This window comes from Arcobacter sp. LA11, assembly GCF_001895145.1.
Taxonomy (GTDB): Bacteria; Campylobacterota; Campylobacteria; order Campylobacterales; family Arcobacteraceae; genus Halarcobacter.
On the sequence record NZ_BDIR01000008.1, the window covers coordinates 56,957 to 83,529 of the forward strand.

A 26,573-nucleotide genomic window follows, 5' to 3' on the forward strand; every position below is an offset into this window, starting at 1 on the left:
TCTATCCTTTTGCTATTTTTATTGCTTCTTTACATAAATCTGTAATTTTATCAAAATTACCTTTTTGTATCATTTCTTTGGGAACTATCCATGTTCCTCCTACGCATAAAACATTTTTTAAATTTAAGAAGCTATTCAAGTTTTTTTTATTTATTCCTCCTGTTGGACAGAAAAACATTTTTGAAAAAGGTCCATTAAAGGCTTTTAATATTTCAATTCCTCCACTAAGTGTGGCAGGGAAAAGTTTACAATGATATATATTATTGTTTTGAGCTAACATTACTTCACTTGATGTTGAGACACCTGGGATTAAAGTTATATTTTCTTTTTTTGCAATATCAATTAGCTCTTGGCTTATTCCTGGAGAAAAAATAAACTTAGCTCCTGATTGTTTTGCTTTTATTAAATCTTCTTTATTACAAACAGTTCCTGCTCCAATATTCATAGATGGTAATTTTTCACTTATTAGTTTTATAGCATCAAAAGCTTGAGGTGTTCTAAGAGTTATTTCCATTATATTAATACCTCCTTCACTTAAGGCTTTTGCAAGAGGTAAACAATCTTTTATGTTTTCAATTGCAATTACAGGAACAACTGGTGAAATTGACATTATTTTATTTGCATTCATTATTGATTTTCCTCTCCTGGTAAATTAAAAATAGTTGCACCACTATTTGCACTACTGACATTTTTTCTTATTAAGCTATATAACTCTCTACCAATACCAAAACTATTTTGTTTTAAATCTTTTTCTTCTATTTCTCTTTTTTCTAATTCTTCTTTATCGACTAGAAGATTTAATTTACCATTGATTGCATCTAATTCTATTAAGTCATCATTTTTTATTTTTGCAATCATTCCTTTAGCCTTTGCTTCTGGACTTAAATGAATTGCACTTGCTACTTTCCCTGATGCTCCTGACATTCTTCCATCTGTAATAAGTGCAACTTTATATCCCAAGTCTTGCAATATTCCAAGAGGAGGCAAAAGCTTATGAAGTTCTGGCATACCATTTGCTTGTGGGCCTTGGTATTTTACAACAGCAATAAAATCTTTTTGAAGATTTCCTTTTTGAAATTCTTCATGAAGTTCTTCTTGTGAAGAAAAAACTATAGCTTTTTGTTTTATGTAAAGGTGTTTTTCTTTTAAAGCAGATGTTTTAATAATACTTTGACCTAAGTTCCCATTTAAAAGCTTTAAGCCGCCTTGTTTATTAAATGGATGTTTGTATGATGAAATAACTTCACTATTTTTAGATATTCCATTCACTTTTTTAAAAACAAGTTTTTTATTTTCTAATTTTGGTTCAACAATAAATTCTTTTAAACTTTTTCCAACTATAGTATTGACTTCTTCAAAAATTAATCCGTTTTCTGATAGTTCTTTTATTATAACAGCCATACCTCCAGCATCTCTAAATGCGTTTACATCAGCACTTCCATTTGGATACATTTTAGATAATAGAGGAGTTATTTTTGAAATTTCATCAAAATCTTCCCATGTTAAAATAATTCCACAAGCTTTTGCCATTGCAATTAGATGAATTGTATGATTTGTTGAACCACCAGTTGCCATAAGTCCAACTATTGCATTTATAAAGCTTTTCTCATCAATAATATCACTTATGGAAATATTATTCTTTTTTAAATCATATAAAATCTTTGCACTGTATTTTGTAAGTTCTTCTCTTAAAGGTGTGTTTGTATTTATAAAAGATGAGTTTGGAAGTTGAAGTCCCATCATTTCTAAAAGCATTTGATTTGAGTTAGCTGTTCCAAAAAATGTACATGTTCCACAGCTATGATATGAAGAAGATTCTACTTCTAAAAGTTTTTTTTCATCAATCTTACCTTTTGCATATTCTTGTCTTGATAAGGCTTTTTCTTTATTTGAGATACCTGATTTCATAGGTCCACTAGGAACGAATATAGAAGGAAGATGTCCAAAGGTAAGAGCACTTATCATCAGACCAGGAACGATCTTATCACAAATGCCTAAGTAAAATATACCATCGTAAACATTGTGTGATAATCCAATTGTACTTGCCATTGCTATATTATCTCTACTAAATAAAGAGAGTTCCATACCTGTTTCACCTTGTGTAACTCCATCACACATAGCAGGAACACCTCCTGCAACTTGGGCTGTTGATGAGTAATCTAATAAGGCAGTTTTTAAAATATCTGGATATTTATGATAAGGTTCATGGGCAGATAACATATCATTATAAGAAGTTATTATTCCCATATTATAAGAGCTGTATTCTTTTAATAGACTTTTTTCTTTATCTGTCATTGGAGCTATTACATGGGCTAGGTTGCTACAAGATAAACTTTTTCTACCTTGATTTTTTATTTTTGCATTTTTAATTCTATGAAGATAAATATCTCTACTTTTTTTTGATCTTTTAACAATATTTTCTTTGACTTTTAACAATATTTTATTCATGACTAAAATAAACCTTTAATTTAGATGCATTAAAAAGTATTTTCGAAATAGGATATATATTTTCACTTTTTAAAGCTTTTTTATAAATTTCTAATTTTTCTTTACCTTGAAAATGTAAAAAAAGATTTTTAGATTCTAGAATTGATTTAAGAGTTAAAGTCATTCTGTCATATGGCGCAGTTATTGGATTTGTAGAAATACAAAACTTTTTTATATTTAAATTTAGTGCATCTTTTATTTCTTTACTTTTAGAAAAAAGAGAAGCTGTATGTCCATCGTTCCCCATCCCTAATATTAGAATATCAGTTTGTAAAAACTCTTTTTTATAAAGTTTTGAACATAAATCATCAGATGAAAAACAATCTTTGTTTTCTAAAAATAGTGGTATAAAACTTGCTTTACTAGCTTCCTTTTGAATAAGATATTTTTTTACTAAGTAAGCATTGCTATTTTCATTAGATTCTAAAAGCCATCTTTCATCAACTAATCCTATTTTAACTCTATTCCAATCAAGTTTTACTTTTGATAACTCTTGAAAAAAAAGTTTTGGAGTATTCCCTCCTGATACTAAAAGAGTGGCATTTTCTTTTTTTAAAAGAGTTTCTTTTAATATTGTTGAAACTTCTTTTACAAAATTTTCAACTAAGCTTTTTGAATTTTTATAATCTATAAAATCAATATTATTCATCGTTCCAGCTCCTGCCATCTTTTGCTATAATTTGTATAGCGGCACTAGGACCATCACTACCTGCTGTATATTTTTTCATGGGAGTTAAGTTTTTTTGCCATCCTTCTAAGATAGTATCAGCCCATTTCCAAGCTTCTTCTACTTCATCAAGTCGCATAAAAAGAGTTGCATTTGCTCGAATTACATCTAAAATAAGTCTTTCATATGCATCTGGTTTTCTTTGTACTTTTAATGGTGAGTTTAATTCTAAATCAACTTGTTGAAGTTCCATACTTTCACTTAATCCTGGTATCTTGTTCATAAGTTTAAGCTCAATACTTTCATTTGGTTGCAAAGTTATAACTAATCGATTTGCACTTATAATACTCTCATCTACAGAAAATATAGAGTGAGGGATAGATTTAAACTGAATTACTATTTCGGAGTTTCTTTTTTGCATTCTTTTTCCACTTCTTATGTAAAAAGGTACATTATTCCACCTCCAGTTATCAATATCTATTCTTATGGCTGCAAATGTTTCTGTGTCACTTTGTTTTGAATCTTCCTCAATGTAACCTGGAACTGATTCTCCTTCCGATGAACCTGCTTTATATTGCGCTCTAACAGTCTTTTCTTTAATGTCTTCATCCTTCATTTTTCTAAAAGATCTTAAAACTTTTACTTTTTCATCTCTAATACTATTTGCATCAATAGAACAGGGAGGTTCCATAGCTATTAGACATAATAATTGCATAAGATGGTTTTGAATCATATCTCTTAAAGCCCCATATTCGTCATAATAATCCCATCTACCTTCTACTCCTACACTTTCTGCAACTGTGATTTGAATATGGTCTATGTGATTTGCATTCCACAAGGGAAGAAAAAAGATATTTGAAAATCTAAGAGCAAGTATATTTTGAACTGTATCTTTACCTAAATAGTGGTCAATTCTATATATTTGATTCTCTTTAAAATAGTTTAATACTTTTTTATTTAGTTCTTGGGAACTTTTTAAATCTCTACCTAAAGGTTTTTCTAAAACAACTCTAGAATTATCTGTTATGATTTTCCAGTAACTTAAAGATTGACATATTTGACCAAAAAAATCTGGGCTTGTGGATAAATAGTTTATTCTGTGTCTATTTGGGTATTCGTCTAAAATATTTTTTAAATTTTCAAATGTTTGGTTTTGGTTTAAATCAATATTTACTAGATAGATTTGATTTTTGAACTTACTAAAAAATTCTTCATCAAAGTCATCTATATATTCAAGCAGTTTACTTTTTACTAATTCAATATGTTCTTCTATAGTTATATTTCTTCTTGATACAGTTATAATTCTTGTATCTTCACTTATATAATCATCTTTACAAAGATGATAAAGTGCAGGCATTAGCTTTCTAAATGCTAAATCACCATGCCCACCAAAAAGTATAAAATCACAAAGATTGAATTTAGTACCCATACTAACTACTTTTTTTCTAACTCAAAAAAGTAGTTAGTAGCTTCAACAAAACCATCTACTGAACCACAATCAAATCTTTTACCATCAAATTTATAAGCAAGAACCATTGCATTTTTTGCTTGTGTACAAAGTGCATCAGTAATTTGAAGCTCTCCATTTTTTCCAGGTTTTGTTTTACTAATAACTTCAAAAATCTCTGGCGTTAATATATATCTTCCTATAACTGCAAGATTTGAAGGTGCCTTGTCATTATCTGGTTTTTCAATCATATTTGAGACAATATGCACATTGTCTTTCATTGGTTTACCTTCTATTACACCATACTTATGAACTTCTTCTTTTGGAACTTCCATACAAGCAACAATACAACATTTATATTTTTCATAGAGTTTAACCATTTGTTTTAAAACTCCATCACCTTCTGGATTTACACATAAATCATCTGCTAATATAACTGCAAAAGGACTAGTCTCCCCAACTAAAACTTTTCCTTTATATATTGCATCTCCTAAACCTTTCATCTCATTTTGTCTTGTATATGTAAAGGTACATTTATCGATAATATTTCTAATATCTGCTAACATTTTTTCTTTTGAAGAACCTTGTATTTGATGTTCAAGCTCATATGAAATATCAAAATGATCTGTAATTGCTCTTTTACCTCTTCCTGTAATAACTGACATTACATCACAACCAGCTTCAATGGCTTCTTCTACTCCATATTGAATTAATGGCTTTGTTAATACTGGTAACATCTCTTTTGGCATAGCTTTTGTTGCAGGTAAAAACCTTGTGCCATAACCTGCTGCTGGAAATAAACACTTTGTAATTTTATTCATTTTATATTCTCCTTAAATTTTATATATATCCCTTAAGCCACATTATTTGATATGGCTCAAGGGTGATTTTTGAATCTTTTTTCTCACTATTTTCATTACAATAATTTGAATTTAATAAATCGCATAATGGAAGTTTTATTTCTTGGGGTAAATTTATAGTTATTTTTTCATTACTAAAGTTGTGTAAAGTTAGTATTCTAAAATTTTTGTTAATATTAAATCTATCTATTGCAAAAACCCTATTGTCAAAATTCAAAAAAGAAAATTTTCCAAAAGGGTTAAATGCTTCTTCATTTATTCTGATAGATATCATTCTTTTGTATGAATCAAAAATGGTTTTGGCTAAACTTCCAAGTATAGATAACTCCTGTTCAAGCCAATCAATATTGTATTTTTCTCGGTTTATTGTTCTATTTATTCCTGAATGTTTTACTCCATCATGATAATTTTGTGAAGCAACTAATGAATGGAAATAAATTCCTGGAACACCTGGCATAGCAAGAACTGTAGCTTGGGTTACTAACATCCGTTTAACTCTAAGTAGTTGATCTTCTTCTGGATGTGTTAAGGCATCAATGTAGCTACAATTTAATTCATAAGGTGTTTTACTACCATTTTCTTCTGTTCTGTAAGAAACTAACCCTCCATGATTTTCTACGTTTTGTACTAATTCCTCAATTTCTTCATCACTTAATATGCCTTTTACAGGTCTAAGTCCTATTCCATCGTGACTTGCTGAGAAATTAAAGAAACAAACTTTATCACTTGGAAGTTCTAAGGTTTTTGCCCAGCTAGTCAATTTTTCTGTGTTTGCATGGATAATAGAATTTAATAAAAGAGGTGGTAATGCAAAATTGTAAACCATTTGTGCTTCATCATCACCACTTCCAAAATATGAAATATTTTCATTATGTGGGACATTTGTTTCTGTTATTATGATAACTTCAGGAGCAACTTCATGGAGTACTTCTCTTATTAGTTGTATTAGCTCATGAGTTTGTGGTAGATGTACGCATTGAGTTCCTAATTCTTTCCATATAAAAGCAATAGCATCAAGTCTAATTAAAGTTGCACCTTTTTCAATATAATAAAACATAGCATCAAGTACACTTCTTAGAACTTTATAGCTTTTATAGTTTAAATCAACTTGGTCTTTACTAAAGGTTGTCCAAATATTATGAATTTTCCCATTGTCATCTATATATTCATGTAGAAGTGGTGTTGCTCGTGGTCTTACAACTTTACTTAAATCAATTGTAGGATCAAGTTCTATGAAATAATCTTCAAAATATTTATCTCCTGCTAAAAAAGCTTTAAACCAATCAGAAAATTGTGAAATATGATTTATTACTCCATCTACCATAATTCTATATTCATTTGATAGTTGTTCAACTTCTCTCCATGAGCCCATATTGGGATCTACTGCACTATAGTTTACAACTGAAAAACCATCATCTGATGAGTATGGATAAAAAGGAAGAATATGAATTGAATTTATAATATCTTTTAGATGATTATCCATAAACTCTTTTAGTGTATGAAGTGTTGGTTCACTATTTCTTGAAACTTGATCTCCATAAGTGATAAGCACAATATCTTTTTGGCTTAAGTGATACTCTTTTGAATTGATTCTTTGTTTATACTTATATATTAAATCAACGATACTATCTAACGCCTTTTGTGCAGTTTTTGGAGGATATAGTTTATTTAATCTTTTATTTATATTATGTTTTGAATCTGAGATATGGTTTTTCACTCATTATCCTTTTGAACATATTCATGAAATTTTTCAGAAAAGTCAGGCATTACTGAACGCACTGTAATCCATGGAGATAGTGATGGTATTCCCATTGGATCTTCATAATATTCTTGGGATGCTTCTTTTATAGCTTCTTGAAAAGCTTCAACTGCTTTAATCTCTTTTTCCCGAATAAAGTTTAAACCGTTTAATTTACTAAGCGCATTGTATTTTGATATTTCAAATCTTGATTCTTGAAAATACGTTGCAAGCAATGTTTTGAATGTAGATGGTGAAAAAACAACACCTTCTTGTGCCATAACCCTAAATAATGTTTTGGCTATGTCATTTGACATTTTATAGATACCTCCACCACTATTAGAATCACCTAAGTCTTGATGCTTGTGTTCATATGTATCCATGATTTGGGTTTGACAGATTCTTTTGTTTGATGTATTTTTATATACTTCGCTTAAGGTTGATACTTCAAGTCCCCATGTGGGAGAAATAGCAATACCTCTTCCCATTGATCTAATAAATGAAAATTCTCCAGATAGTGCATATCTAAAACTTTCCATATATTCTAAGTATCTACTATGACCATGTACTTTTTTTAGAGAGTTTATTAAAGGGCTATATAAAAGTCTTGTAGCTCTTCCATGGAGTTTATCTGTTACCCTTGAGTAATAACCTTTATTAAATTCAAAGTCAAGAGCAGGATGAATTATAGGATAGAAAAGTCTTGCGGGAATTTCTCTTGAATAATTAACAATATCACAGTCATGAAGTGCAAAAGCATAAGCATCTTTATCTGTTAATCCATAACCTAACATTGTCCATACGTTTCTACCTTTTCCTGGAGTGTCAAGTCCAGGAAAACCTTCTTGTGTAAGTTCTTTATATAGTTCTTTTATCCTTGGCCCATCGTTCCATAAAACATCGACTTTACAAGGAAGTTCTGCCATAAGTTCTTTTACTTCTTCAAATTGTTCTTTTGTGGCTTTATCCAATCCAAGTATAATCTTATATAAATATTTTACACTTTTTAATTCATCAATTATTTTATGCATGGCAGGTGTTTCAAACTCTGAATATAATGCAGGTAAAAGAAGAACCATTCTTCTTCTTTCACTAAATTTTAAAAGTTCATCTTCCATATCTTCTAAACTTCTTGCTCCAAGGTTTTGAAGTGTAGTAATTACTCCATTTTGAAAAAAATCTGCCATTTATATTTCCTTTTTATATTGATTATTAATAGATTTTAAATTTGTTTTTATTTGTATAAAATTTCTTTTAAAGCTTCATTCCATCCTTCAGGACCTATTTGTTTTGTTTTTATTAAGCCTTTTTTCTCATAATTTAAAAAAGTACCGTCAAATTTCTTAATTAGAATTGATATATCTGCACAAGCAAGCATTGTTTTATCATTTTCTCCATCTCCTAGAGCAATTGTTTTATACTTTTTATCAAATGTATCTTCATAAATTTTTTGAAGTTTTAAGAGAGCGTTTGCTTTATCTTGTCCTAAAGTAATTAGATGATAAAATCTACCTCCCTTAACGATGTCAAATCCTTCTTTTAAACATAATTTTTTTAAAACTTTAATTTTTGATTCATCTTTTATAATAAAGGGTTCACAAAAATCTCTTTTTTTTGCTAACTTTGCATCTTCTATATTCAGTTTTGTTAAAAGAGATATTTCTTTTTTATCCATATCTGAAAAACTTTTGATATTAAATGTTTCTTTATACTCATTGAGAAAACTTAATAGTTCACTATAAGTTTTCCCCATATTTATTTGTTCAAAGTCATTACCTTTAGGTAAAAAAATACCAGCACCATTTTCTACTATAAAAGGATAAGATATTTGAAGTTCTTTTCTTAGTTTTAAAATCTCATATTTTGTTTTACTTGTAACGATTATTAAAGGAATATTATTTAACTTTAAGTAATCAAGCATTTCTTTTGCTTTTTCAAAACTGTATGTTTTATGATCAAGTAGTGTTCCATCTAAATCTGTAAAAACTAGATAATTTTCTGTTTCTTTTTGTAACATAATTCATTGTATCAAATTAGTTTTCTTATATAATACTTTTTTTGTATAAATAATATCCAACTTGATAGTCTATATTTTATATGTATAAAAATTTACTATATGAAATTTATATTACTGATAGTAATTGTTAATATTGTATTAATATAGCTTTTATATAATTTTTCAAACAATTAAAAAAAGGGAAAATATGAAATTAATTAAATTAGGTTTAGCCACAATTTTGACTTCTGGTGCTTTATTTGCAGGGACTTTTACTGTAGATAAATCTCATTCAAACGTAGGATTTAAAGTAAAACATTTGATGATTTCAAATGTTGTTGGGAAATTTGATATGTTTTCTGGAACTATTGAATATGATGAGAAAACTAAAACATTGCAATCTATTTCTGGAAAAGTAGAAGTAAAATCAATTAATACGGCAAATGAAAAAAGAGATAATCATTTAAAAGCAGATGATTTTTTTGCAGCCCAAAAGTATCCATATATTACTTTTGAATCAACAAAAGTTGAAAATGATGAGGTAATTGGAAAGTTTACTCTAAGAGGTGTGACAAAAGAAGTTAAGTTTGAACTTGAAAATAATGGAACTATAATAGACCATAGAGGTAATACTAAAGTAGGCTTGTCTTTATATGGAAAAATAAATAGAAAAGACTATGGAGTTTCATATAATAAAGTATTAGAAGCCGGTGGCGTTGCTGTTGGTGATACAATAAGATTAACTATTGATTTAGAAGGTCTTTTAAAAAAATAAGAAGAGATTATCTCTTCTTATTTTTCTAGTTCTACAATATTTAAATAGTTTTTGAACGTAGTTTGATTTAAATTATCTTTTTTATATGATTCTATTAAATTAATAATAAAGTCAACTACTTTAGATGCTTCAACTTTAATTCCTGTTTTATGGGCAATTCTACTATCTTTTGTACCTTCTAAATGTCCACCAAGAATAAGATCATATCCTTCAACTCTATTTCCTTCTTCATCTCTAACTTTTGTACCTACAAATCCTATATCTGCTATTTGTGGATGAGAACAAGCATTTCCACATCCTGATATTGCAATCATAATATTTTCATTAAATTCTGGAACTCTTTTTTCTAGTTCTTGTACAACTTCTTTTGAATACTCTTTTGTTTCTGTAATACCAAATTTACAAAATTGTTTACCTGTACATGATTGTAATCTAGCCCTAAAAGGTGTTGGATTATATGGATAACCTAATGTAGCAATTTCATCTGCTAAAGTTTGTGCATCAGTTTCTTTTACTCCATAGATAATAAAGTTTTGTGTAGAAGTAAGTGCTAATCCTTTTACTTTATATTTTTTGCATAGTTTGCTTATTGTTTGAAAATCATTACCATCAATTCTTCCTGAGTTTGTAGCAAAGCCAATAAAAGATTCTCCTTTTTGTTTTGCTTTATGAATACCAAAATGGTTTCTTTTTTCAAAAGGAGTTATTTTAGGTTCTATTAAACCTTCTTGTAAAGGATAATCTAATTTTTTTTCAATCTCTTCAATAAACTTTTCTAGTCCCCACTCATTTACTAAGTGTCTAACTCTTGCTTTATTTCTATTTGCTCTGTTTCCATAGTCTCTAAAAATTTCTGCACATGCAACTGTTACATCTTTTATTTGTTCTGCTTTTACATATCTGTTAGCTCTATAGGCAATTTGTTTTGACTTTGAAAGGCCTCCCGCAACTGTTAAATCAAATAGTATTTCTCCTTCATCTGTTTTAAATGCAGTAAAGGCTACATCTTGAACTTCATGTGCTGCTGAATGTTTACCACAACCTGAAATACCTGTTTTATATTTTCTTGGAAAATTACAAAACCTATCATCATTTTTATCAAAATAAGTATCTACTTCTTTTACTAAATTTGAAACATCAATGATTTCATCTGGGTCAAGACCTGCAACAGGAGATGTCATAATTGGTCTAGGTCCATCTCCTGATGCCATTCTAGAAGTTAAGCCTACAGAATCTAATAATTTAAATATTGCTGGGATATCTTTAATTTCAATATAGTGAAACTGAATATTTTGTCTTGTTGTAAAATCAACTAAGCCTTGGGCATAATCTTTTCCTATTTTTGCCATAACTTCAAGTTGTTCAAGATTCATCTTTGCATCAACAATCTTGATTCTTTTCATAAAATATTTTTTATCTTCTGTTTCATCATGATTGATATGTGGATACATTCCATACCATTTTAATAATCCAATATATTCATCACTTAAAGGAATTCCTTCTTGCGCTTCTTTATACATATCTTCAATAACTTTTAGAGGGTTTCTTGATGCTTTTAACTGTTCTACTGCTGATAACTCTTTCTTTTGCATAATTTTTCCTATTTAATATTATTAGTAATAATTGTTATGTTTTGTTAAAATATAAATACCTATATAAAAATACAATCAAAACTAAAGTTGTATTCTATCTTTATTTGTATCTTTTTATATTTAGAATAATGTGTAGGATATATTTTTTTAGTGTTCTTTTAGTGTTCTGTATGAGAAAAGCTTTTTTAAGTAAGATTTCTAGTTTTTAAATTTTTTATTTTAAAACATCTATCATTTTCTTAGTATAAACTTTTTCTATAAGAAGTAGAGAAATAGATAATGTTGTAAATACCCAAAGATGTGGGATAAAAAAACTTAATAATATTAAAGAATATAAGCTTAAAATTAAAAGAGAGTTTTTCATTTTTATACCTTTTAATAATATTATAATATATTTATTATTATTGATAACTTATAAAATAACAATAATTAGTATTTATTATTTAAAATTTTAAAATATTTTTCTCTTTTTATCTCTTTTGCACCTAAACTTTGTAGGTGCTCATTATATACTTGGCAGTCTATAAGTTTTATATTATTTTCTTCTGCTTGTTTACAAAGATGATAAAATGCAACTTTTGATGCATCTTTTTCTTTTGAAAACATACTTTCTCCACAAAATATATTATTTATTAATAGACCATATAATCCACCTACTAATTTGTCTTCCAAATAGCATTCGATTGAAAATGCAAATCCCAATTTATGAAGATTTGTATATGCTTGAATAAAATTATCATCTATCCATGTTTCATTTTCATGTTTTCTTTTAATAGTCGAACAGTTTTTGATAACTTTTTCAAAGTTTTCATTTGATTTAATTTTAAAGTTTTTATTTTTAATTGTTCTATTAAGGCTTTTTGAAACCTTAAATTCATTTGGGTATAAAACCATTCTTTTATTTGGACTATACCAATGTATATGATTATATTCATCAATAAACCAAGGAAAAATTCCTTTTTCATAAGCATTGATAATTCTTTGAGGATGAAAATCTCCCCCTACAGCTACGAGATCATCTTTCATCATTTCTTCACTTGGGAAATCAAAATTATCTTGATCTAGTAAGTAGATAGAGTGTTCTTTATCTAATAATTCCATAAAGTGAATAGTACTAAAAGTCACTAAAAAAGAGAGTTAAAATATTAGTAGTTTGTAACAATTCTAATTTTTTCGTTGTCTTCTACTTCATATTTTATATTATTATGTTGTAGTTGTTCAATTATATATACTAAAATTGATATAGACATTGGTTCAGATTTTAATATTTTATTTTTTTTATCAAATTCAAATTTGAAATATGGATATTCATTTATTATAGATTTTTTTACTTTTTCTATTTGAAATTCAAATTCACTTTTATTGAAACTTTCACATTTGAAGTTTTTGCTAATAATTTTACTTAATTGAACTTGATTTAGAGGTTTTATAATTGTATCTTTGTTGAACTCTTTTTTACATTTTTCACAGTTCTTTTCATCTATACAATCAAAATTATCATTTAATAGATATATTCTCTGTTTTGGATCTATTTCTAAAAGTTTTTTTGCAATTTTTTTACCTATATCATCGGTATAATCAATAAATAGTTTGTCATAATTATGTTTTTTAGACATCTGGATACAATCTTTATAATCTGACACTTTATCTATTATTGTTTCAATTGGAAATGCTTCAATCATGGATGATAATTTATTTAAATCACTTAAATTATTATCATATATTAAAATTCTCATTACGAAAACCTTCTTTCTTACTATATATTTTATTAGTTAAAAGTATCAAAATGTAAAAAACAACTATTAATATTTAATTTTACAATAACTTTGTCTCTGAACTGTCTCATATTTGTAATAATTGTAATATAATTTATTGATTTTGCATCAAGATTTAAAGAAGTATATAATATTATTATTTCTTTAAAAAACATAAAGATAATAGAATAGCTATTTTTCTTATTAAAATAATAATAATTATTGGATTACCATAATATAAGAGGTATTAGAATATGAATAATAAACCTTCATATGAAGAATTAGAATCAAAAATTGAATCTTTAGAAACTACACTTTTAGTGTTAGATTCTTTAAAAGAAAATATAAAAGTAAATGATTCTTTTTTAAAAATGTTATTTGACATTATACCTAGTCCAATGTTTTATAAAGACACTTACGGTGTATATCAGCATTGTAATGATGCATTTTCAAAAACTATTTTAGGTATATCAAAAGATGAAATATTAGGAAGAACACTTTACGATTTACCTCATGTTATTCCCAAAGAGCATGCAGATATTTATTATGAAAAAGATAAAGAACTTTTTTCTAATCCTGGCGTTCAATTTTATGAAACAAAAGTTAAATGTGCAGATGGACAAATAAGATATTATAATTTGTATAAATCTACATTTGTAATAGATGGCAAAGTATTAGGTCTTGTAGGTATTATGTTAGATGTTAGTGAATATAAAAAAACAGTTAATGAACTGGATGAAAAAAATAAAATATTAAATAGTTTAAGTATTACAGATTATTTAACAGGATTACATAATAGAAGATATTTTGAGGAAATTTTTGAAAAAAAAATAAGCTTATTAGATAGACATGATCATCAATTCTCTTTAGCTTTAATTGATATAGATTTTTTTAAAGATTACAATGATTGTTTTGGTCATCAAGCTGGTGATGAAGCTTTATTTTCAGTAGGGAAAGTATTAAAAGAGACTTTTCATAGACCAAGTGATTATATCTTTAGATTAGGTGGGGAAGAGTTTGGAATACTTTTTGATGTAAAAAGTAATAAAGACTCATATTCTTTAATAGAAAAATTAAGACAAAATGTTGAAAATGCTAAGTTAGAGTCCTGTAATAATGAGGTATCACCTTATTTAACTGTTTCTATTGGATTAGTAAATGTAAATTCTATTAAGAAAAATGATACTTTATCTTCTAAGAGAATATATAATTTAGTAGATAAACTTTTATATAAATCAAAAGAAAATGGAAGAAATAAAACTACATATGAAGATATAAAAGAGTAGTTTTAAAGAAGAGAAAGATCTCTTCTTTAGTTTTTACCATCAAAATTGTTGTTATTTACATTTTCGACTATATCTTTTGCTATTTCATTTGTTTCTAATGCAATAGAATTTGTTCTATCGGCAATTGAGGCATTTTCTTGAGTAAATTTATCTAATTGATTTACTGCATCACTTATTTGTGCCATTCCTGTATTTTGTTCTTTAGCAGCATTTGTAACGTCACCAATTAAATTACTAGTATTTACAATTTTTTCTTCAAGGTTATTAAATCCTTCAATCATTGATGTACTGATTTTTTTACCTTCATTGGCTTTTACTGTAGCATTTTCTACTAAATCTTTAATCTCTTTAGCTGCTTCTGCTGAACGTGAAGCTAGATTTCTTACTTCTTGTGCCACAACTGCAAAACCTTTTCCTGCTTCACCTGCTGTTGCTGCTTCAACTGCTGCATTTAAAGATAAAATATTTGTTTGGAAAGCAATTTGATCAATAACTGAGATAGCTTCATTTATCGCAATAACAGTTTCATTTATATCATCCATAGAATTTACAGTTTTAGTTGCTAAATCTTTTCCTAAGTTTGCAGATTCTTGTGTTTCTGAAGATATTAATAACATCTCTTGAGCTTTTTCACTAGTTTGTTTGATATTACTTGTGATTTCTTCAATAGAAGCAGCTGTTTCTTCTAGTGATGCTGCTTGGCTAGTAGCATTTTCATTTAAGATTTTTACATTTGATGTTAATTCTTCAGATCTATCTTGTAAACTAATACCATCTTCTTGATTATCTTGTAAAATTTTAGTAATCATTTTATTCATATTAATAATATCAGTCCCAATTTTACCGCTTGTTTGAGTATCGATTTTTTCTGTAAAATTTCTATTTGCATATTGTTCTAATACATCACTTAATGCATTTATGTTATTACCAACTAATTGTTGAACATTTTCTAACATATTGTTCAATAATGATTTTAACTCTTCTAGTGACTCATTATTTGTAGAGCTTGTAATCCTTTTATCAAGATATCCTTCTCCAACATGATTTACGATTTCTTTTACATTGTTAATTAATATGTTATCTTGTTCTAATATAGTTTTTGTTTTATCTATATTTTGATTAATTAGTCCTGCCATTTTACCAATTTCATCGTTTGATTTAATCTCTAAAGAATTTATATCTTTTTGCTCTTTATTTACATATTTAAAAAAGTTTAATAATCCATTTTGAAAGTTTGTAAGAGGATTAAATATTACTTTTTTCATGATAAGTATAATTATAAATGTAAGAATAAAGATAACTACTAAAATAACTAGTATTGAATTCATAATCACTTTTGAAATGTTATCTCTTGTATCTTGATTCATTTGAGCAATATTATTTTCAATATCAATAACATATGCTCCTGTTCCAATGATAAAATCCCAAGGTTCAAATTTTTTAACATAAGAAAACTTTTCTAAGGTACCATCTCCTTGGCCTTTAGGCTTTGCCCAAAAGTATCTTACTAAACCACCTTCTTTTTTTGCATTTGCAGTTTTTACGATTTCTCGATATAAATATTTTCCTTTTTTATCTTTTAAATCATACATACTTTTTCCAGTAATTGTTGGTTTTACTGCATGCATTTTTACTATGTGGTTTGAGTCATTAATCCAGAAATATCCAGATTTCCCATATCTCATTTTTGATATTGCTTTTAAGGCTTCTTCTTTCATTCTTTCTGTTACATCATCAATGTAAGAACCTGTTCCTATAATCCAATTATATGGTTTAAAAACTCTTACATAAGATACTTTTTCTTGTGGTTTATCAAATCCAGGCTTTTCCCATAAATAACTTAAAAAACCACTTTGTTTTGAATTGTTAGATATTTTAATTAACTCTTTAATTACAAAAACACCATTTGCATCTTTTATATGAGATAAATTTTTACCTTGTAATTGAGGTTTTGGAGGAAGAACAATATTTACACCTTGTTTATCATAAACAAAAAAGTAACCTGATTTACCAAACTTAGTAGATGAAAGTATAGACTTAATTCTTTCTTCTAACTCTTCAGCAGGAAGGATATCTTTATATTTTTTATATTCTCCATCAAGAATTGAAAAAATATAATTTGTTTGTTCTAATAAGTAATCTTCTACTTCATTTTTAATTTTGTCTTTTGCTGTTCTTGCATAATAAGACTCTACAGTTTTATAGGCTAAAGAGACGTAATTTTGCAACTCTTTTTCTTTTGCATCATATGCAGAAACACTAGATTTTTCTATAATAGCTTCGGAGGTATTGTTAAGACTTATAATTGATTGTGTTAACATTACAATTGTAACTAATATAATTGAACCTATTACTGTTGACAGTAATTTAATTTTTATAGAACTATTTTTAAACATAGTTTTTCCTTAATATAAATTATTATATTTTGTTTTTATGCTAATTATAACAAAAATATTATTAATAAAAAATTAACTTAAGTATCGATTTTATCGTATCTTTAAGAAATTAAGAATTTAAGAAGTTCAGAATAGATTAAGTTATTTTTATATGTGAAAATATTATTTTAAGAAAAAAATAGTATAATATTAGGATACAAAAAAGATGGATTTATTATGAAAAGCTTTAATAAAAGTGTTATTATTTTTTTATTTCTATTATCTATACTTTTTGGAACTACTTTTATTTTATATTATATTAATATCTCAAAAATACAATATGTTGAATTATCTGAAAAATCTTTAAAACAAGAGGCTATAGCGCATTTTCAGAATATGATTGATACTCGAATTTGGAATGCAGAACATGGTGGGATTTATGTAAAAGCAAATTCTTCTTTAGAACTAAACAAATATTTAAAAGATAATCATACTTTTACAAAAGACAATGAACTTTTAATTAAAATAAATCCAGCTTGGATGACAAGACAAATATCTGAAATAGCTAACAAGAATGGAAAGTATTATTATAAAATTACTAGTTTAAACCCCATAAATCCTAATAATAAAGCAGATGCGTTTGAAACAGAAGCCTTAAATTATTTTAAAACAAATAAAAACGAAAAATACTATACAAGAATAGAAGATAATAGTTTCAATTTTATGGGCTCTTTAGAAGTAAAAAGAGCATGTTTAGAGTGCCATGCAGAGCAAGATTATGTACTAGGTGATGTACGAGGTGGTTTGAGAGTTACTATTCCAATTGATAATTATAATGAAAAAATAATGTTGATAAAAAGTAATAGTTTATCTTTAACAGCAGCAGTAATTTTTATAGCTTTATTTATATCAGTAGTTGTAGTTTATTTTATTAATTCAATTTATAAAAGACAAGAAACAATTGAATTATTAAATACTAATTTAGAAGATAAAATTAAAAATAGAACAGAAGAGTTAGAAGCTAGTGTAAAAAAACTAAATGAGCTAGCAACGATAGATTTTTTGACTAAAATTCCGAATAGAAGATATTTCTTTGAACTAGGGAATAAACTTTTTTCACTTGCTAAAAGGGATAAAACAGAATTATCTTTGATAATTATAGATGTAGATTTTTTTAAAAAAATAAATGATGAATATGGTCATTTTATTGGTGATGAAGTTTTAAAAGTAGTTTCTCAAACTATTCAAAATACAATAAGGTCATCTGATTTGGTTGCAAGAATTGGAGGTGAAGAGTTTATTGTATTATTAAATGAAACCTCATGTGATGGTGCTTATATAATTGCTGAAAAACTAAGAAAAATTGTAGAAGAAGAAAATTATACTTCGGAAGCTTTTGATATTTCTATAACAATTAGTATGGGAATTAGTTGTTTAAATAATAAAGATGATAATGAATTAGATGATATTTTAATAAGAGCAGATGAAGCTTTATACTCTTCAAAAAGAAATGGACGAAATAGAGTTTCAATTTCTAAAGCTTGACCCAAATCATAAAAAGAAACTATAAAATTTGATAATATAATTTTATGAAAAAATTATTAATACTACTTATATTACTTTTTAATAATATATATGCTTCAAATTATGGAGAACTTCTTTTTTATGGCAATTGTGTGACTTGTCATTTTAAAACAAAGAAAGTTTCTGCACCTTCTATTGCTGAAGTAAAGGAGAATTATATCAATGCTTTTCCTATAGAAGAAGACTTTGTAAATTATATGACTCAATGGGTTTTAAAACCAAATGCTGAAACTTCTATAATGAAATATTCAATTGATGAGTTTGAACTGATGCCTGAACTTGGGTATGATAAACTTGCTTTAGAAGAGATTGCAAGATATATTTTTAAAACAAATTTTAATAAGCCACCGAAATAGGTAAATAAAACTCTAAATCAATTTTTCCATCTTTATTTAAAAAATGGTTTGAATTATAAATAGAATAAGAGGGCATTGTTTTTGATTCATACCCTGAATTTGGTAACCAAAAATGATAAGCATATCTCATAAGATTTAATACATCACCATATTCGCCTTTTAAAGAAAATACTGCACATAAGCATTTTGGTATTTCTAGAGTACTAATTCCTTTAAAATCTTTTGGAACTTCAATACCTGCAACATAAGATGCTTCTTTTAAAGGTGTAATAGTAGGATTATCATGTTGTAATGCAATTTGTCTACAGTTTTCTAATCCTAGTTCATAAGATAGAGCATTTAACCTTTGCCATGTTTTTTTTATACTTAAATCATAACCTTTATGTCTGATATATGCACAATGTATTGCATCACATGGTTTTATTTCAGGTTCTAGATTTTTAAAGTTTGTAATTTTAGGATACTCTTCTAGTAGTTTTTTTGAATACTCTTTATAGGCTCCACTTCTCCATTGTTTAGGTGTATATATAAATCTTCTTTTAAAAGCTTTTATAAATGAAGAGTGTGATGAAAAACCACATTTTGTAATGATTTCACTTATTGTAGAGTACTGATTTACGATAAGTAAATTTGCGGCTTTTTGTAATCTTATAGAAGTAATTGTTTCAAAAAGTGTTTTTCCTGTTTCTTCTTTAAAGATTCTATGAAAATGGTATTTACTAACAGAGTTTAGTTTTGCTAATTCATCCAAAGATATTGGTGTATCTATATATTTATAAATATAAAATAGTGAATTGTTTACTATATTGGCTCTTTCCTGTTTTGTATCTTTTTTCATTTAAACTCCATCTAAAAGTATAACAAAAATAGCAATATAAGACAAATATTTTGAAATATAGGATAAAGAATAAAAAAAATTATTCTAATAAAATGCTCTAAGTGAAAAAAGGAGAGATTATGACAAAGAGTATTAAACGCTCGTATATAAGAGAAATATTAGATGCAACAAATAAAGAGACTATCTCTTTTGCTGGTGGATTACCTGATGAAAATTTATTTCCTATGGAAAAGTTAAAAAATGCATCTTTAAAAGTACTTGATGATAGTTCAAGCATGCAATATTCAAAATCTCAAGGAATAGAAGATTTACGAGAAAAAATTGCAAAGCTATATACTAAATATTTTGATTTTCCAACTACAAAAGATGAAATATTAATAACTACAGGGAGTCAACAAGCTTTTGATATCATAAGTAAAACTTTTTTAGAAAAAGAGGTAATAGTACAGACCCCAACTTATATTGGAGCCTTATCAGCTTTTAAAGTTTTAGATTTAAAAGTAAAGGATTTTAAATATATAGGTTCTTTAAATTATCAATTAAAAAAAGATAATGGATTATATGTAATGAGTGATTTTGCAAATCCAAATGCAAAATCTTTAGAAAAAGAAGAGCGAAAAGAGATTGCACATATTTTAAATAAAAAAGGATCTTTTTTAATAGAAGATGCAGCTTATTCTTTGTTGGATTTTGATGGAAAGATAAAAAAGCCTATTAGTGCGTATTATCAAAAAAGTTTCCATTTAGGGTCATTTTCAAAAATAGTAGCACCTGGTTTACGAGTAGGGTGGATTAGATGTGATAAAAAATTTATTGAGAAGATATTAGTTTCAAAAGAAGCTTTAGATTTACATACTCCAACTTTAAATCAAATGATTTTAAATCAGTTTCTGGAAGATAATGATTTATTTGAACATTTAAAAAAGATTAGAATGGACTATAAAGAAAAAATGGAATTTATGGCAAGTTGTTTTAAGAAATATATTCCAAGTTTTCAATTTGAAAAACCAAATGGTGGAATGTTTATCTATGGGAAATTTCAAGAAGATAGTTTTTTATTAGCAAAAGAAGTATTGAAAAAAAATATAGCGTTTGTACCTGCCCAAGTATTTTTTGCAGATAGTAAAAAATCTAAAGAGGCAAGATTTAATTTTACAAACTCGTCTAAAAAACAGATAGAAAAAGGAATAAAAGAGATATCAAATATGATAATAACTAAAAATGAGTCAATTTGGTTTAAGATGTTTAAAGAAAGGTTATCCTAGTTTATAGGGGATAAGAGACCATTCAAAAATTTGCGTTAGTAGCTAATAGTCATTAAAATTATATCATACTTCAACAATTTAGTTTGAAATTTAGAGAAAGTTCCAAAGATTAAAAATAATTATCTCAATAAACTCGTAATGAGTTGAAACAATATATTTTAAAACATAAAAATTTTCTCTTTTTTCAATATATCTCCTTTTTAAAATTAAATACTGCAACTTAGTTGCATTTAAAACTGTATTGCTATAATATTAAACTGCAACTTAGTCGCATAATATAAACAACTACTTAAGTTAATAAAAAAAGGAAAACAACACATGAATAAAGCTAGATATATTCTTCAAAAATGGATAGATAGTATTAATTCTGCAGATACAAAAAAACTACTAAGTCTATATAATGAAAAAGCAGTTTTAATTCCAACTTTTTCAAACAGATTATTAGACACAAAAGAAAAAATAAAAGAATATTTTGGAAAAGTTGGGAAGAAAAAACAGTTAAGTATCTCATTACATGACAATACAGTTATTACTCAAGAAATAGAGAATCAGATATTTGCAATTACGGGTATTTATACCTGGCGTTTTGCTATTGATGGTGAGCTATTCAATTTTGAGGCAAGATTCAGTTATCTATTAGACATATCAAAAAATAGTCCAATTTTAAATCATCATTCATCTCAAATTCCAAGAACATTGTAATTATAACTTAAAGAGATAATCTATTCTATGAACCATGTACTTAAAACAATTATACTTTTAATGTTACTCTTCACAAAAGTTTTTAGCCATCCTCATACATTTATTGAAGTTAAACCAACGATAGAAATAAAAAATGAAAAGATTGATAAGCTTCATATCAAGTGGATTCTTGATGAAATGACTTCAATGATGTTGATAATGGAACTTGATGAAGATGCAAATGGAAAATTCGATAAAAATGAAAATACCTATATCTATAAAAACTACTTTTCTTCACTAGAAAAACAGAACTTTTATATGAAAATACTGTCAAATAAAAGTGATGTTTCAATAAATCCAAAAAACTTTAAAGCATCAATAGAAAAAGATAAACTAATTTATAGTTTTGATATCGAACAAAAAATAGATACAAAAAATTTAAAAATTGATTTTGAAGATGAAGAGTTATTTGTAGGAATGATGTTAGAAAAAGATTATATAAAACTAAGAGGTGTAAATAAAAGTAAAATGGAACAACTAAAAAAAGAGATATTTGGAGTAAACTAATATGAACTTCTATGATGAATTTATTAAACAACTAATCCAATATCAATTTAAAATAAATAATTATATATCTTCTAGTATAAAAAATATTAACGATGAAAATATGCTTTCAAGTTCATTACTTGTTTTGGGTATTGCATTTTTATATGGACTTATTCATGCAGCAGGTCCGGGGCATGGAAAAGCTTTAGTTGCTTTTTATTTCTCTACTAATAAAAATACGTATTCTGAAGCTTTTTCTTTAGGATACTTAATCTCTGTTATACATGCTATATCTGCATTGGTTTTGACATTTGGAATATTTTTTATTTTAGAAAAAATGTTTAGACAAAACTTTAACCACTACTCAAATATTACTATGCAAATAAGTGCCGTTATGATTATCCTTGTAGGTGTTTATATAATAGTCTCTTCTTACCTTTCAAGAAAACAAAAAGAGAAAGGAATTGAAAAAAGTAGAAGTAAATATGCTCTTGCTTTTAGTGCAGGAGTGGTTCCCTGTCCTGGGGTTATGACTATAGTACTATTTTGTATTATGCTAAAAAAATATCTATTAGGAGTTTTAGCTGCTATTACTATGAGTATTGGGATGGGATTTACAATATCTCTAGTTGGTATCTTATCAATTACTTTAAATAAAAGAACAAATAGTTTTTTAGAAAATAAAAGTTTTATATTAGAAATTATTGGAGGAGTATTAATTTTTAGTTTAGGGTTTATTTTATTATATATTAACAATATAAAATAAGCTTTTAGGAGAGTTTATTTATCTCTCCAAAACTTTTTCTTAACTATCCTTTGTAACTTCTATATCAATACTATTAACACTAAAATCATATATTTAAAACTTCATCCAATCTTTCTTCAAAAAAATAACCAATTGAAAAAGTGTCAAACTCTAGTTCGAAATAAATAATGTACCAATATTACTCTTCATAACCTTTTTACACAGCTTGTTTTATTCTTCTTCTAATAAATAAAAAACACTTTTTCCAATTTCTGGATTATATTTTGAACTCTCTTTATCTCCAAATTGTGCTACTATTTCACGAGCTTTGATATATGAAAATGCTTGTGCTACAACAACTCTTTTATCAGCATTATTTAAATTAGATTTATCATTTCCTTTTTGAAATAACTTAGCTCTTTCTTGGTCATTGATAGTATATTTAACAATATTTATCTCTCTTTTTACATCAATTCTTGCTTTTTTATTTTCATCATCAAAACGTAATATTCTATTTCCATTTGAAGAAATTTTCATAATAGTTGCAGTTTCAATATCTTCTGCTGTTTCTAAGATAACGTATTCTTTTCCATTTATTGAAATTACATCATCTTCTAATAACATAATCTCTTTTATAACAGTTTTTTTACCTTTAGCCATTTATACCCTTAAATTTTTTGACATTATAGCTTATAATTTCATATATAAACTATCTTTGTTAAATTATCCTCTTTTTAAAATAATTTCACCTAAGTTTCGTGAAATTTGATTTGCTACTACATCACATTTAACTTTGAATAAAAAGAAAATTCTTTTATCTTGATATGATTCTAGACATTCAAAGTTTCCCATTCCTTTTGAAAGAATAAGAGGTGTATTTTCAAAAAGTTTTAAAAAGTTTTTATCTGCTTGTTTTTTTTCTAATCCTGGAGTATCTACTCCTGAGCTAATTACTTCACAATATTCATCAATACCAACTTGAAAAGCTTCTTTAGTAGTAATATCATTTATAATTGCTTTTCCTCTTGTTGCATAATATATTTTAGTTTCTGGATATAATTCTTTTATAGTTTTAACTAAAATTTTGTCAAATACGTTTTCTCCCGCATTATCGCTAAGTACTATTAATCTATCTGTTTTTTCCAATTCTTTTTTAAAAATTTCATAATTATTTATTGCAAAATTTGTATCAAAAATAGAGTTTATTTCTTTATCTAAACAAAACTCTTTTGTAGTTGCAAAGTCAATTACATTTCCCGCAACAGCTGCTTTAATAGCAGTAAAAAGTTTGTCGTTACTATTTTTGATTTTTTCTTCAATTAAAGGTAAATAACTTGTAGCTTTTTTTATAGATTCTTGTTTTAATTTTTCAAGAGGGTCATCAAGATTTGTTTTTAATGCAAGATATTGATACACATCCTTAGCTACAAAAGGTGGAGTGTCATTAAAAGAGAACGATAAAGCTCTCCTTTCTACTTCATTCATTATTTCTAGAGATAATTTCTCTTCAAGATTTAAAAGTTTTGTAGCTTTATCTATTTGTCCTACAATACAATTTACACATTCGTTTGTAATATTCATAATATTTCTTTATATTTTTTATTCATGCGATTATAAGTTACACAATTGTCACATTATTATCACATATTTTTAGTAGTCTTTTACCTTACATTTTGTATAATCAAAACTTAATTTCAAAATTTAAGGATAATTTTATGTTTAAGCTAAAAGAACATAATACTAATGTTTTTACTGAGTTCTCTGCTGGTTTTACAACATTTTTAACTATGATGTATATTGTTCCAGTTAATGGATTTATTTTAGCTGATGCAGGGCTTCCTATGGAAGCAGTTGTTACTGCAACAGCACTTATTACAATCTTAGCAACACTTTTCAGTGGTTTATGGTCAAATACTCCAATTGCAATGTCAGTTGGTATGGGATTGAATGCATACTTTTCTTATGGTTTAGTATTAGGTATGAAAATACCTTGGGAAACGGCTTTAGGTATTGTATTTTTATCAGGTATTCTTTTTGTAATTCTCTCATTTACAAACTTTAGAGTCTGGATTATGACTTCAATTCCTATGAGTCTTAGACGTGCAATTTCTGCAGGTATTGGTTCTTTCATTGCTTTTATTGGATTAAAACAAATGGGTATGATTGTAGACAATGAAGCTACATTAGTTGGACTTGGAGATTTTTCAAAAGCTGATGTTCAACTTGGTGTATTAGGACTTATTTTAGCTTTTGCATTTTATTCATATAGAATTAAAGGTGCTTTTATTTTATCAATTGCAATTACTTCTGTTGTAGCTTGGAGTTTTGGTTTAGGAAGCTTCCCTGAAGCAATACTAAGTGCTCCTGCGTCTATTGAACCAATATTATTCAAACTTGATATTATGAGTGCTTTAACTTTATCTTTATTACCAGTAATTATTACATTTTTAATTACTGATATGTTTGATACTTTAGGTACATTAACAGGTGTTGGAACAAGAGCAAAACTTTTTCAAGAAAATAATAAAGATGATAAATCTTTACAAAAAACACTTGAAGCAGATGCTATTGCAACAAGTGCTGGTTCTTTACTTGGTGTTTCTACAACTACTGCATTTATTGAAAGTGCTTCAGGTGTTGAAGAAGGTGGACGAACTGGATTAACTGCTGTTTTCACAGCTATATTCTTCATTGGTACATTGTTTATGTTACCTCTTTTTAAATCTATTCCTGGAAATGCTATTTACCCAGTATTAGTTGTAGTTGGTGTCTTAATGTTTACAGAACTTGGAAAAATTAATTTTGAAGATTCTGACTTAGCAACAAGTGCAGGAGCATTTTTAATTGTTATATTAATGCCTCTAACTTTTTCTATTACAAATGGTATTGCTGCAGGATTTTTAGTGTATACTATCATCAAATTTGCTAGAGGCCAATATAAAGATTTAAATATTGGTATTCTAACAATCACATTTATTAGTTTATTAGCATTTATTTTATAAGGGAAATTTTTGGAAAAATATTATTACGGTTACGATGAATTTAAAAAGGACACTCAAACATTAGTTGATAAATGTAGAGGTTATGAACCGGATGTTCTTTTAGCAGTTGCAAGAGGTGGATTAACTCTTGCTCACTTAATGGCTCAAGCTTTAGATATGAGAAATTTATATTCTTTAAACTCAATTCATTATGAGGGTGAATTAAAACTTGATACATTTAATATCTTTAATATCCCAGATATGTCCCATGCAAAGAGAGTTTTAATAATAGATGATATTGTTGACTCAGGTGAGACAATGGAAGAAATTTTAAAAGTTCTTGGAAAGAAGTTTCCAGGTGTTGAATTTAAACTTGCAACACTTTTTTATAAAGAAACAGCAGTTTTACAACCAGATTATTCTGTTAGAGAAGCAAATGAGTGGATCGACTTTTTCTGGGAAGTAGACGTAATCTAATCAAATAGTAATAGTTTGGATTGATAAATTCAAACTATTATCTATAAAATATATATAAAATATATAAAACTAGTATTTTTTAGCTAAACTTCAAGGCTAAGTATGTATAATAACTTATAAATT

The 26,573-nt window shown here is 26.9% G+C and carries 26 protein-coding genes; 10 read left to right on the plus strand and 16 right to left on the minus strand.

Annotation, left to right across the window (positions count from 1 at the left end; translation table 11 throughout):
• Position 1 precedes the first annotated feature (1 nt).
• The 8 genes from eda to BT997_RS10140 are packed head-to-tail and all read right to left on the minus strand — an operon-like array spanning position 2 to position 9,216.
• Positions 2-628: a bifunctional 4-hydroxy-2-oxoglutarate aldolase/2-dehydro-3-deoxy-phosphogluconate aldolase gene (gene eda / locus BT997_RS10105; RefSeq protein ID WP_072681776.1), complete on the minus strand. Its 627-nt coding sequence runs from the start codon at positions 626-628 to the stop codon at positions 2-4.
• Positions 628-2,448: a phosphogluconate dehydratase gene (gene edd, locus BT997_RS10110; RefSeq protein ID WP_072681777.1), complete on the minus strand. Its 1,821-nt coding sequence runs from the start codon at positions 2,446-2,448 to the stop codon at positions 628-630. The genes eda and edd overlap by 1 nt, the downstream gene beginning before the upstream one ends.
• Positions 2,441-3,136, minus strand: coding sequence for a 6-phosphogluconolactonase (gene pgl / locus BT997_RS10115; protein ID WP_072681778.1), 696 nt, complete (start codon positions 3,134-3,136; stop codon positions 2,441-2,443). Before pgl ends, edd begins: the two co-directional genes overlap by 8 nt.
• Positions 3,129-4,583, minus strand: a complete 1,455-nt coding sequence (gene zwf / locus BT997_RS10120; protein WP_072681779.1) for a glucose-6-phosphate dehydrogenase — start codon at positions 4,581-4,583, stop codon at positions 3,129-3,131. The genes pgl and zwf overlap by 8 nt, the downstream gene beginning before the upstream one ends.
• 5 nt (positions 4,584-4,588) lie before the next feature.
• Positions 4,589-5,422 carry a UTP--glucose-1-phosphate uridylyltransferase GalU gene (galU, locus tag BT997_RS10125; protein ID WP_072681780.1) on the minus strand — a complete coding sequence of 278 codons (834 nt, stop codon included), beginning with the start codon at positions 5,420-5,422 and terminating at the stop codon, positions 4,589-4,591.
• Between the two features lie 19 nt (positions 5,423-5,441).
• Positions 5,442-7,178, minus strand: coding sequence for a sugar phosphorylase (locus BT997_RS10130; RefSeq protein WP_083568676.1), 1,737 nt, complete (start codon positions 7,176-7,178; stop codon positions 5,442-5,444).
• Positions 7,175-8,386, minus strand: a complete 1,212-nt coding sequence (locus tag BT997_RS10135; protein WP_072681781.1) for a glycosyl transferase — start codon at positions 8,384-8,386, stop codon at positions 7,175-7,177. Before BT997_RS10135 ends, BT997_RS10130 begins: the two co-directional genes overlap by 4 nt.
• A gap of 47 nt (positions 8,387-8,433) precedes the next feature.
• Entirely contained in the window at positions 8,434-9,216 is a 783-nt protein-coding gene (locus BT997_RS10140) for a mannosyl-3-phosphoglycerate phosphatase (RefSeq protein ID WP_072681782.1), read from the minus strand.
• 187 nt (positions 9,217-9,403) lie between these two features.
• On the opposite strand from BT997_RS10140, the gene BT997_RS10145 reads away from it, so the two are divergent.
• Entirely contained in the window at positions 9,404-9,970 is a 567-nt protein-coding gene (locus BT997_RS10145) for a YceI family protein (RefSeq protein ID WP_072681783.1), read from the plus strand.
• 17 nt (positions 9,971-9,987) lie between these two features.
• Here the strand turns inward: BT997_RS10145 and BT997_RS10150 are convergent, their stop codons facing one another.
• From BT997_RS10150 to BT997_RS10160, 4 genes are all read right to left on the minus strand, one after another.
• On the minus strand, positions 9,988-11,562 hold the full coding sequence (locus tag BT997_RS10150; RefSeq protein WP_072681784.1) for a nitrite/sulfite reductase: 1,575 nt from the start codon (positions 11,560-11,562) through the stop codon (positions 9,988-9,990).
• A gap of 214 nt (positions 11,563-11,776) precedes the next feature.
• A complete protein-coding gene (locus BT997_RS15570) occupies positions 11,777-11,926 on the minus strand; it encodes a hypothetical protein (protein ID WP_174247229.1) in 150 nt (49 codons plus the stop codon).
• Positions 11,927-11,991: 65 nt separating this feature from the next.
• On the minus strand, positions 11,992-12,663 hold the full coding sequence (gene aat / locus BT997_RS10155; protein ID WP_072681785.1) for a leucyl/phenylalanyl-tRNA--protein transferase: 672 nt from the start codon (positions 12,661-12,663) through the stop codon (positions 11,992-11,994).
• A 44-nt stretch (positions 12,664-12,707) separates the two neighbouring features.
• Positions 12,708-13,298, minus strand: coding sequence for a hypothetical protein (locus BT997_RS10160; RefSeq protein ID WP_072681786.1), 591 nt, complete (start codon positions 13,296-13,298; stop codon positions 12,708-12,710).
• A gap of 272 nt (positions 13,299-13,570) precedes the next feature.
• On the opposite strand from BT997_RS10160, the gene BT997_RS10165 reads away from it, so the two are divergent.
• On the plus strand, positions 13,571-14,602 hold the full coding sequence (locus tag BT997_RS10165; protein WP_072681787.1) for a GGDEF domain-containing protein: 1,032 nt from the start codon (positions 13,571-13,573) through the stop codon (positions 14,600-14,602).
• Between the two features lie 26 nt (positions 14,603-14,628).
• Here BT997_RS10165 and BT997_RS10170 read toward each other — a convergent pair whose 3' ends face one another.
• Positions 14,629-16,998, minus strand: coding sequence for a methyl-accepting chemotaxis protein (locus tag BT997_RS10170; protein ID WP_072681788.1), 2,370 nt, complete (start codon positions 16,996-16,998; stop codon positions 14,629-14,631).
• Positions 16,999-17,214: 216 nt separating this feature from the next.
• On the opposite strand from BT997_RS10170, the gene BT997_RS10175 reads away from it, so the two are divergent.
• Positions 17,215-18,522 carry a diguanylate cyclase gene (locus tag BT997_RS10175; protein WP_072681789.1) on the plus strand — a complete coding sequence of 436 codons (1,308 nt, stop codon included), beginning with the start codon at positions 17,215-17,217 and terminating at the stop codon, positions 18,520-18,522.
• Between the two features lie 44 nt (positions 18,523-18,566).
• Entirely contained in the window at positions 18,567-18,917 is a 351-nt protein-coding gene (locus tag BT997_RS10180) for a cytochrome C (protein ID WP_174247230.1), read from the plus strand.
• Here BT997_RS10180 and BT997_RS10185 read toward each other — a convergent pair.
• Positions 18,898-19,755 carry a GyrI-like domain-containing protein gene (locus BT997_RS10185; protein ID WP_072681790.1) on the minus strand — a complete coding sequence of 286 codons (858 nt, stop codon included), beginning with the start codon at positions 19,753-19,755 and terminating at the stop codon, positions 18,898-18,900. The two genes, BT997_RS10180 and BT997_RS10185, sit on opposite strands and share 20 nt — an antisense overlap.
• 119 nt (positions 19,756-19,874) lie before the next feature.
• Between BT997_RS10185 and BT997_RS10190 the strand changes: the two genes are divergently transcribed.
• The 4 genes from BT997_RS10190 (at position 19,875) to BT997_RS10205 (ending at position 23,013) form a co-directional block, all read left to right on the plus strand.
• Positions 19,875-21,020: a PLP-dependent aminotransferase family protein gene (locus tag BT997_RS10190; RefSeq protein WP_072681791.1), complete on the plus strand. Its 1,146-nt coding sequence runs from the start codon at positions 19,875-19,877 to the stop codon at positions 21,018-21,020.
• Positions 21,021-21,338: 318 nt separating this feature from the next.
• Positions 21,339-21,722 carry a nuclear transport factor 2 family protein gene (locus BT997_RS10195; protein ID WP_072681792.1) on the plus strand — a complete coding sequence of 128 codons (384 nt, stop codon included), beginning with the start codon at positions 21,339-21,341 and terminating at the stop codon, positions 21,720-21,722.
• Positions 21,723-21,749: 27 nt separating this feature from the next.
• Positions 21,750-22,268, plus strand: coding sequence for a DUF1007 family protein (locus BT997_RS10200; RefSeq protein WP_072681793.1), 519 nt, complete (start codon positions 21,750-21,752; stop codon positions 22,266-22,268).
• 1 nt (position 22,269) lies between these two features.
• Positions 22,270-23,013, plus strand: coding sequence for a nickel/cobalt transporter (locus BT997_RS10205; RefSeq protein ID WP_072681794.1), 744 nt, complete (start codon positions 22,270-22,272; stop codon positions 23,011-23,013).
• Between the two features lie 210 nt (positions 23,014-23,223).
• Here the strand turns inward: BT997_RS10205 and BT997_RS10210 are convergent, their stop codons facing one another.
• Positions 23,224-23,652: a hypothetical protein gene (locus BT997_RS10210; protein ID WP_072681795.1), complete on the minus strand. Its 429-nt coding sequence runs from the start codon at positions 23,650-23,652 to the stop codon at positions 23,224-23,226.
• Positions 23,653-23,715: 63 nt separating this feature from the next.
• Entirely contained in the window at positions 23,716-24,573 is an 858-nt protein-coding gene (locus BT997_RS10215) for a DUF89 domain-containing protein (protein WP_072681796.1), read from the minus strand.
• A 134-nt stretch (positions 24,574-24,707) separates the two neighbouring features.
• On the opposite strand from BT997_RS10215, the gene BT997_RS10220 reads away from it, so the two are divergent.
• Together BT997_RS10220 and BT997_RS10225 are read left to right on the plus strand one after the other, a co-directional pair.
• Positions 24,708-25,994, plus strand: coding sequence for an NCS2 family permease (locus BT997_RS10220; RefSeq protein ID WP_072681797.1), 1,287 nt, complete (start codon positions 24,708-24,710; stop codon positions 25,992-25,994).
• Between the two features lie 9 nt (positions 25,995-26,003).
• Entirely contained in the window at positions 26,004-26,450 is a 447-nt protein-coding gene (locus BT997_RS10225) for a phosphoribosyltransferase (protein ID WP_072681798.1), read from the plus strand.
• Positions 26,451-26,573: the final 123 nt, after the last annotated feature.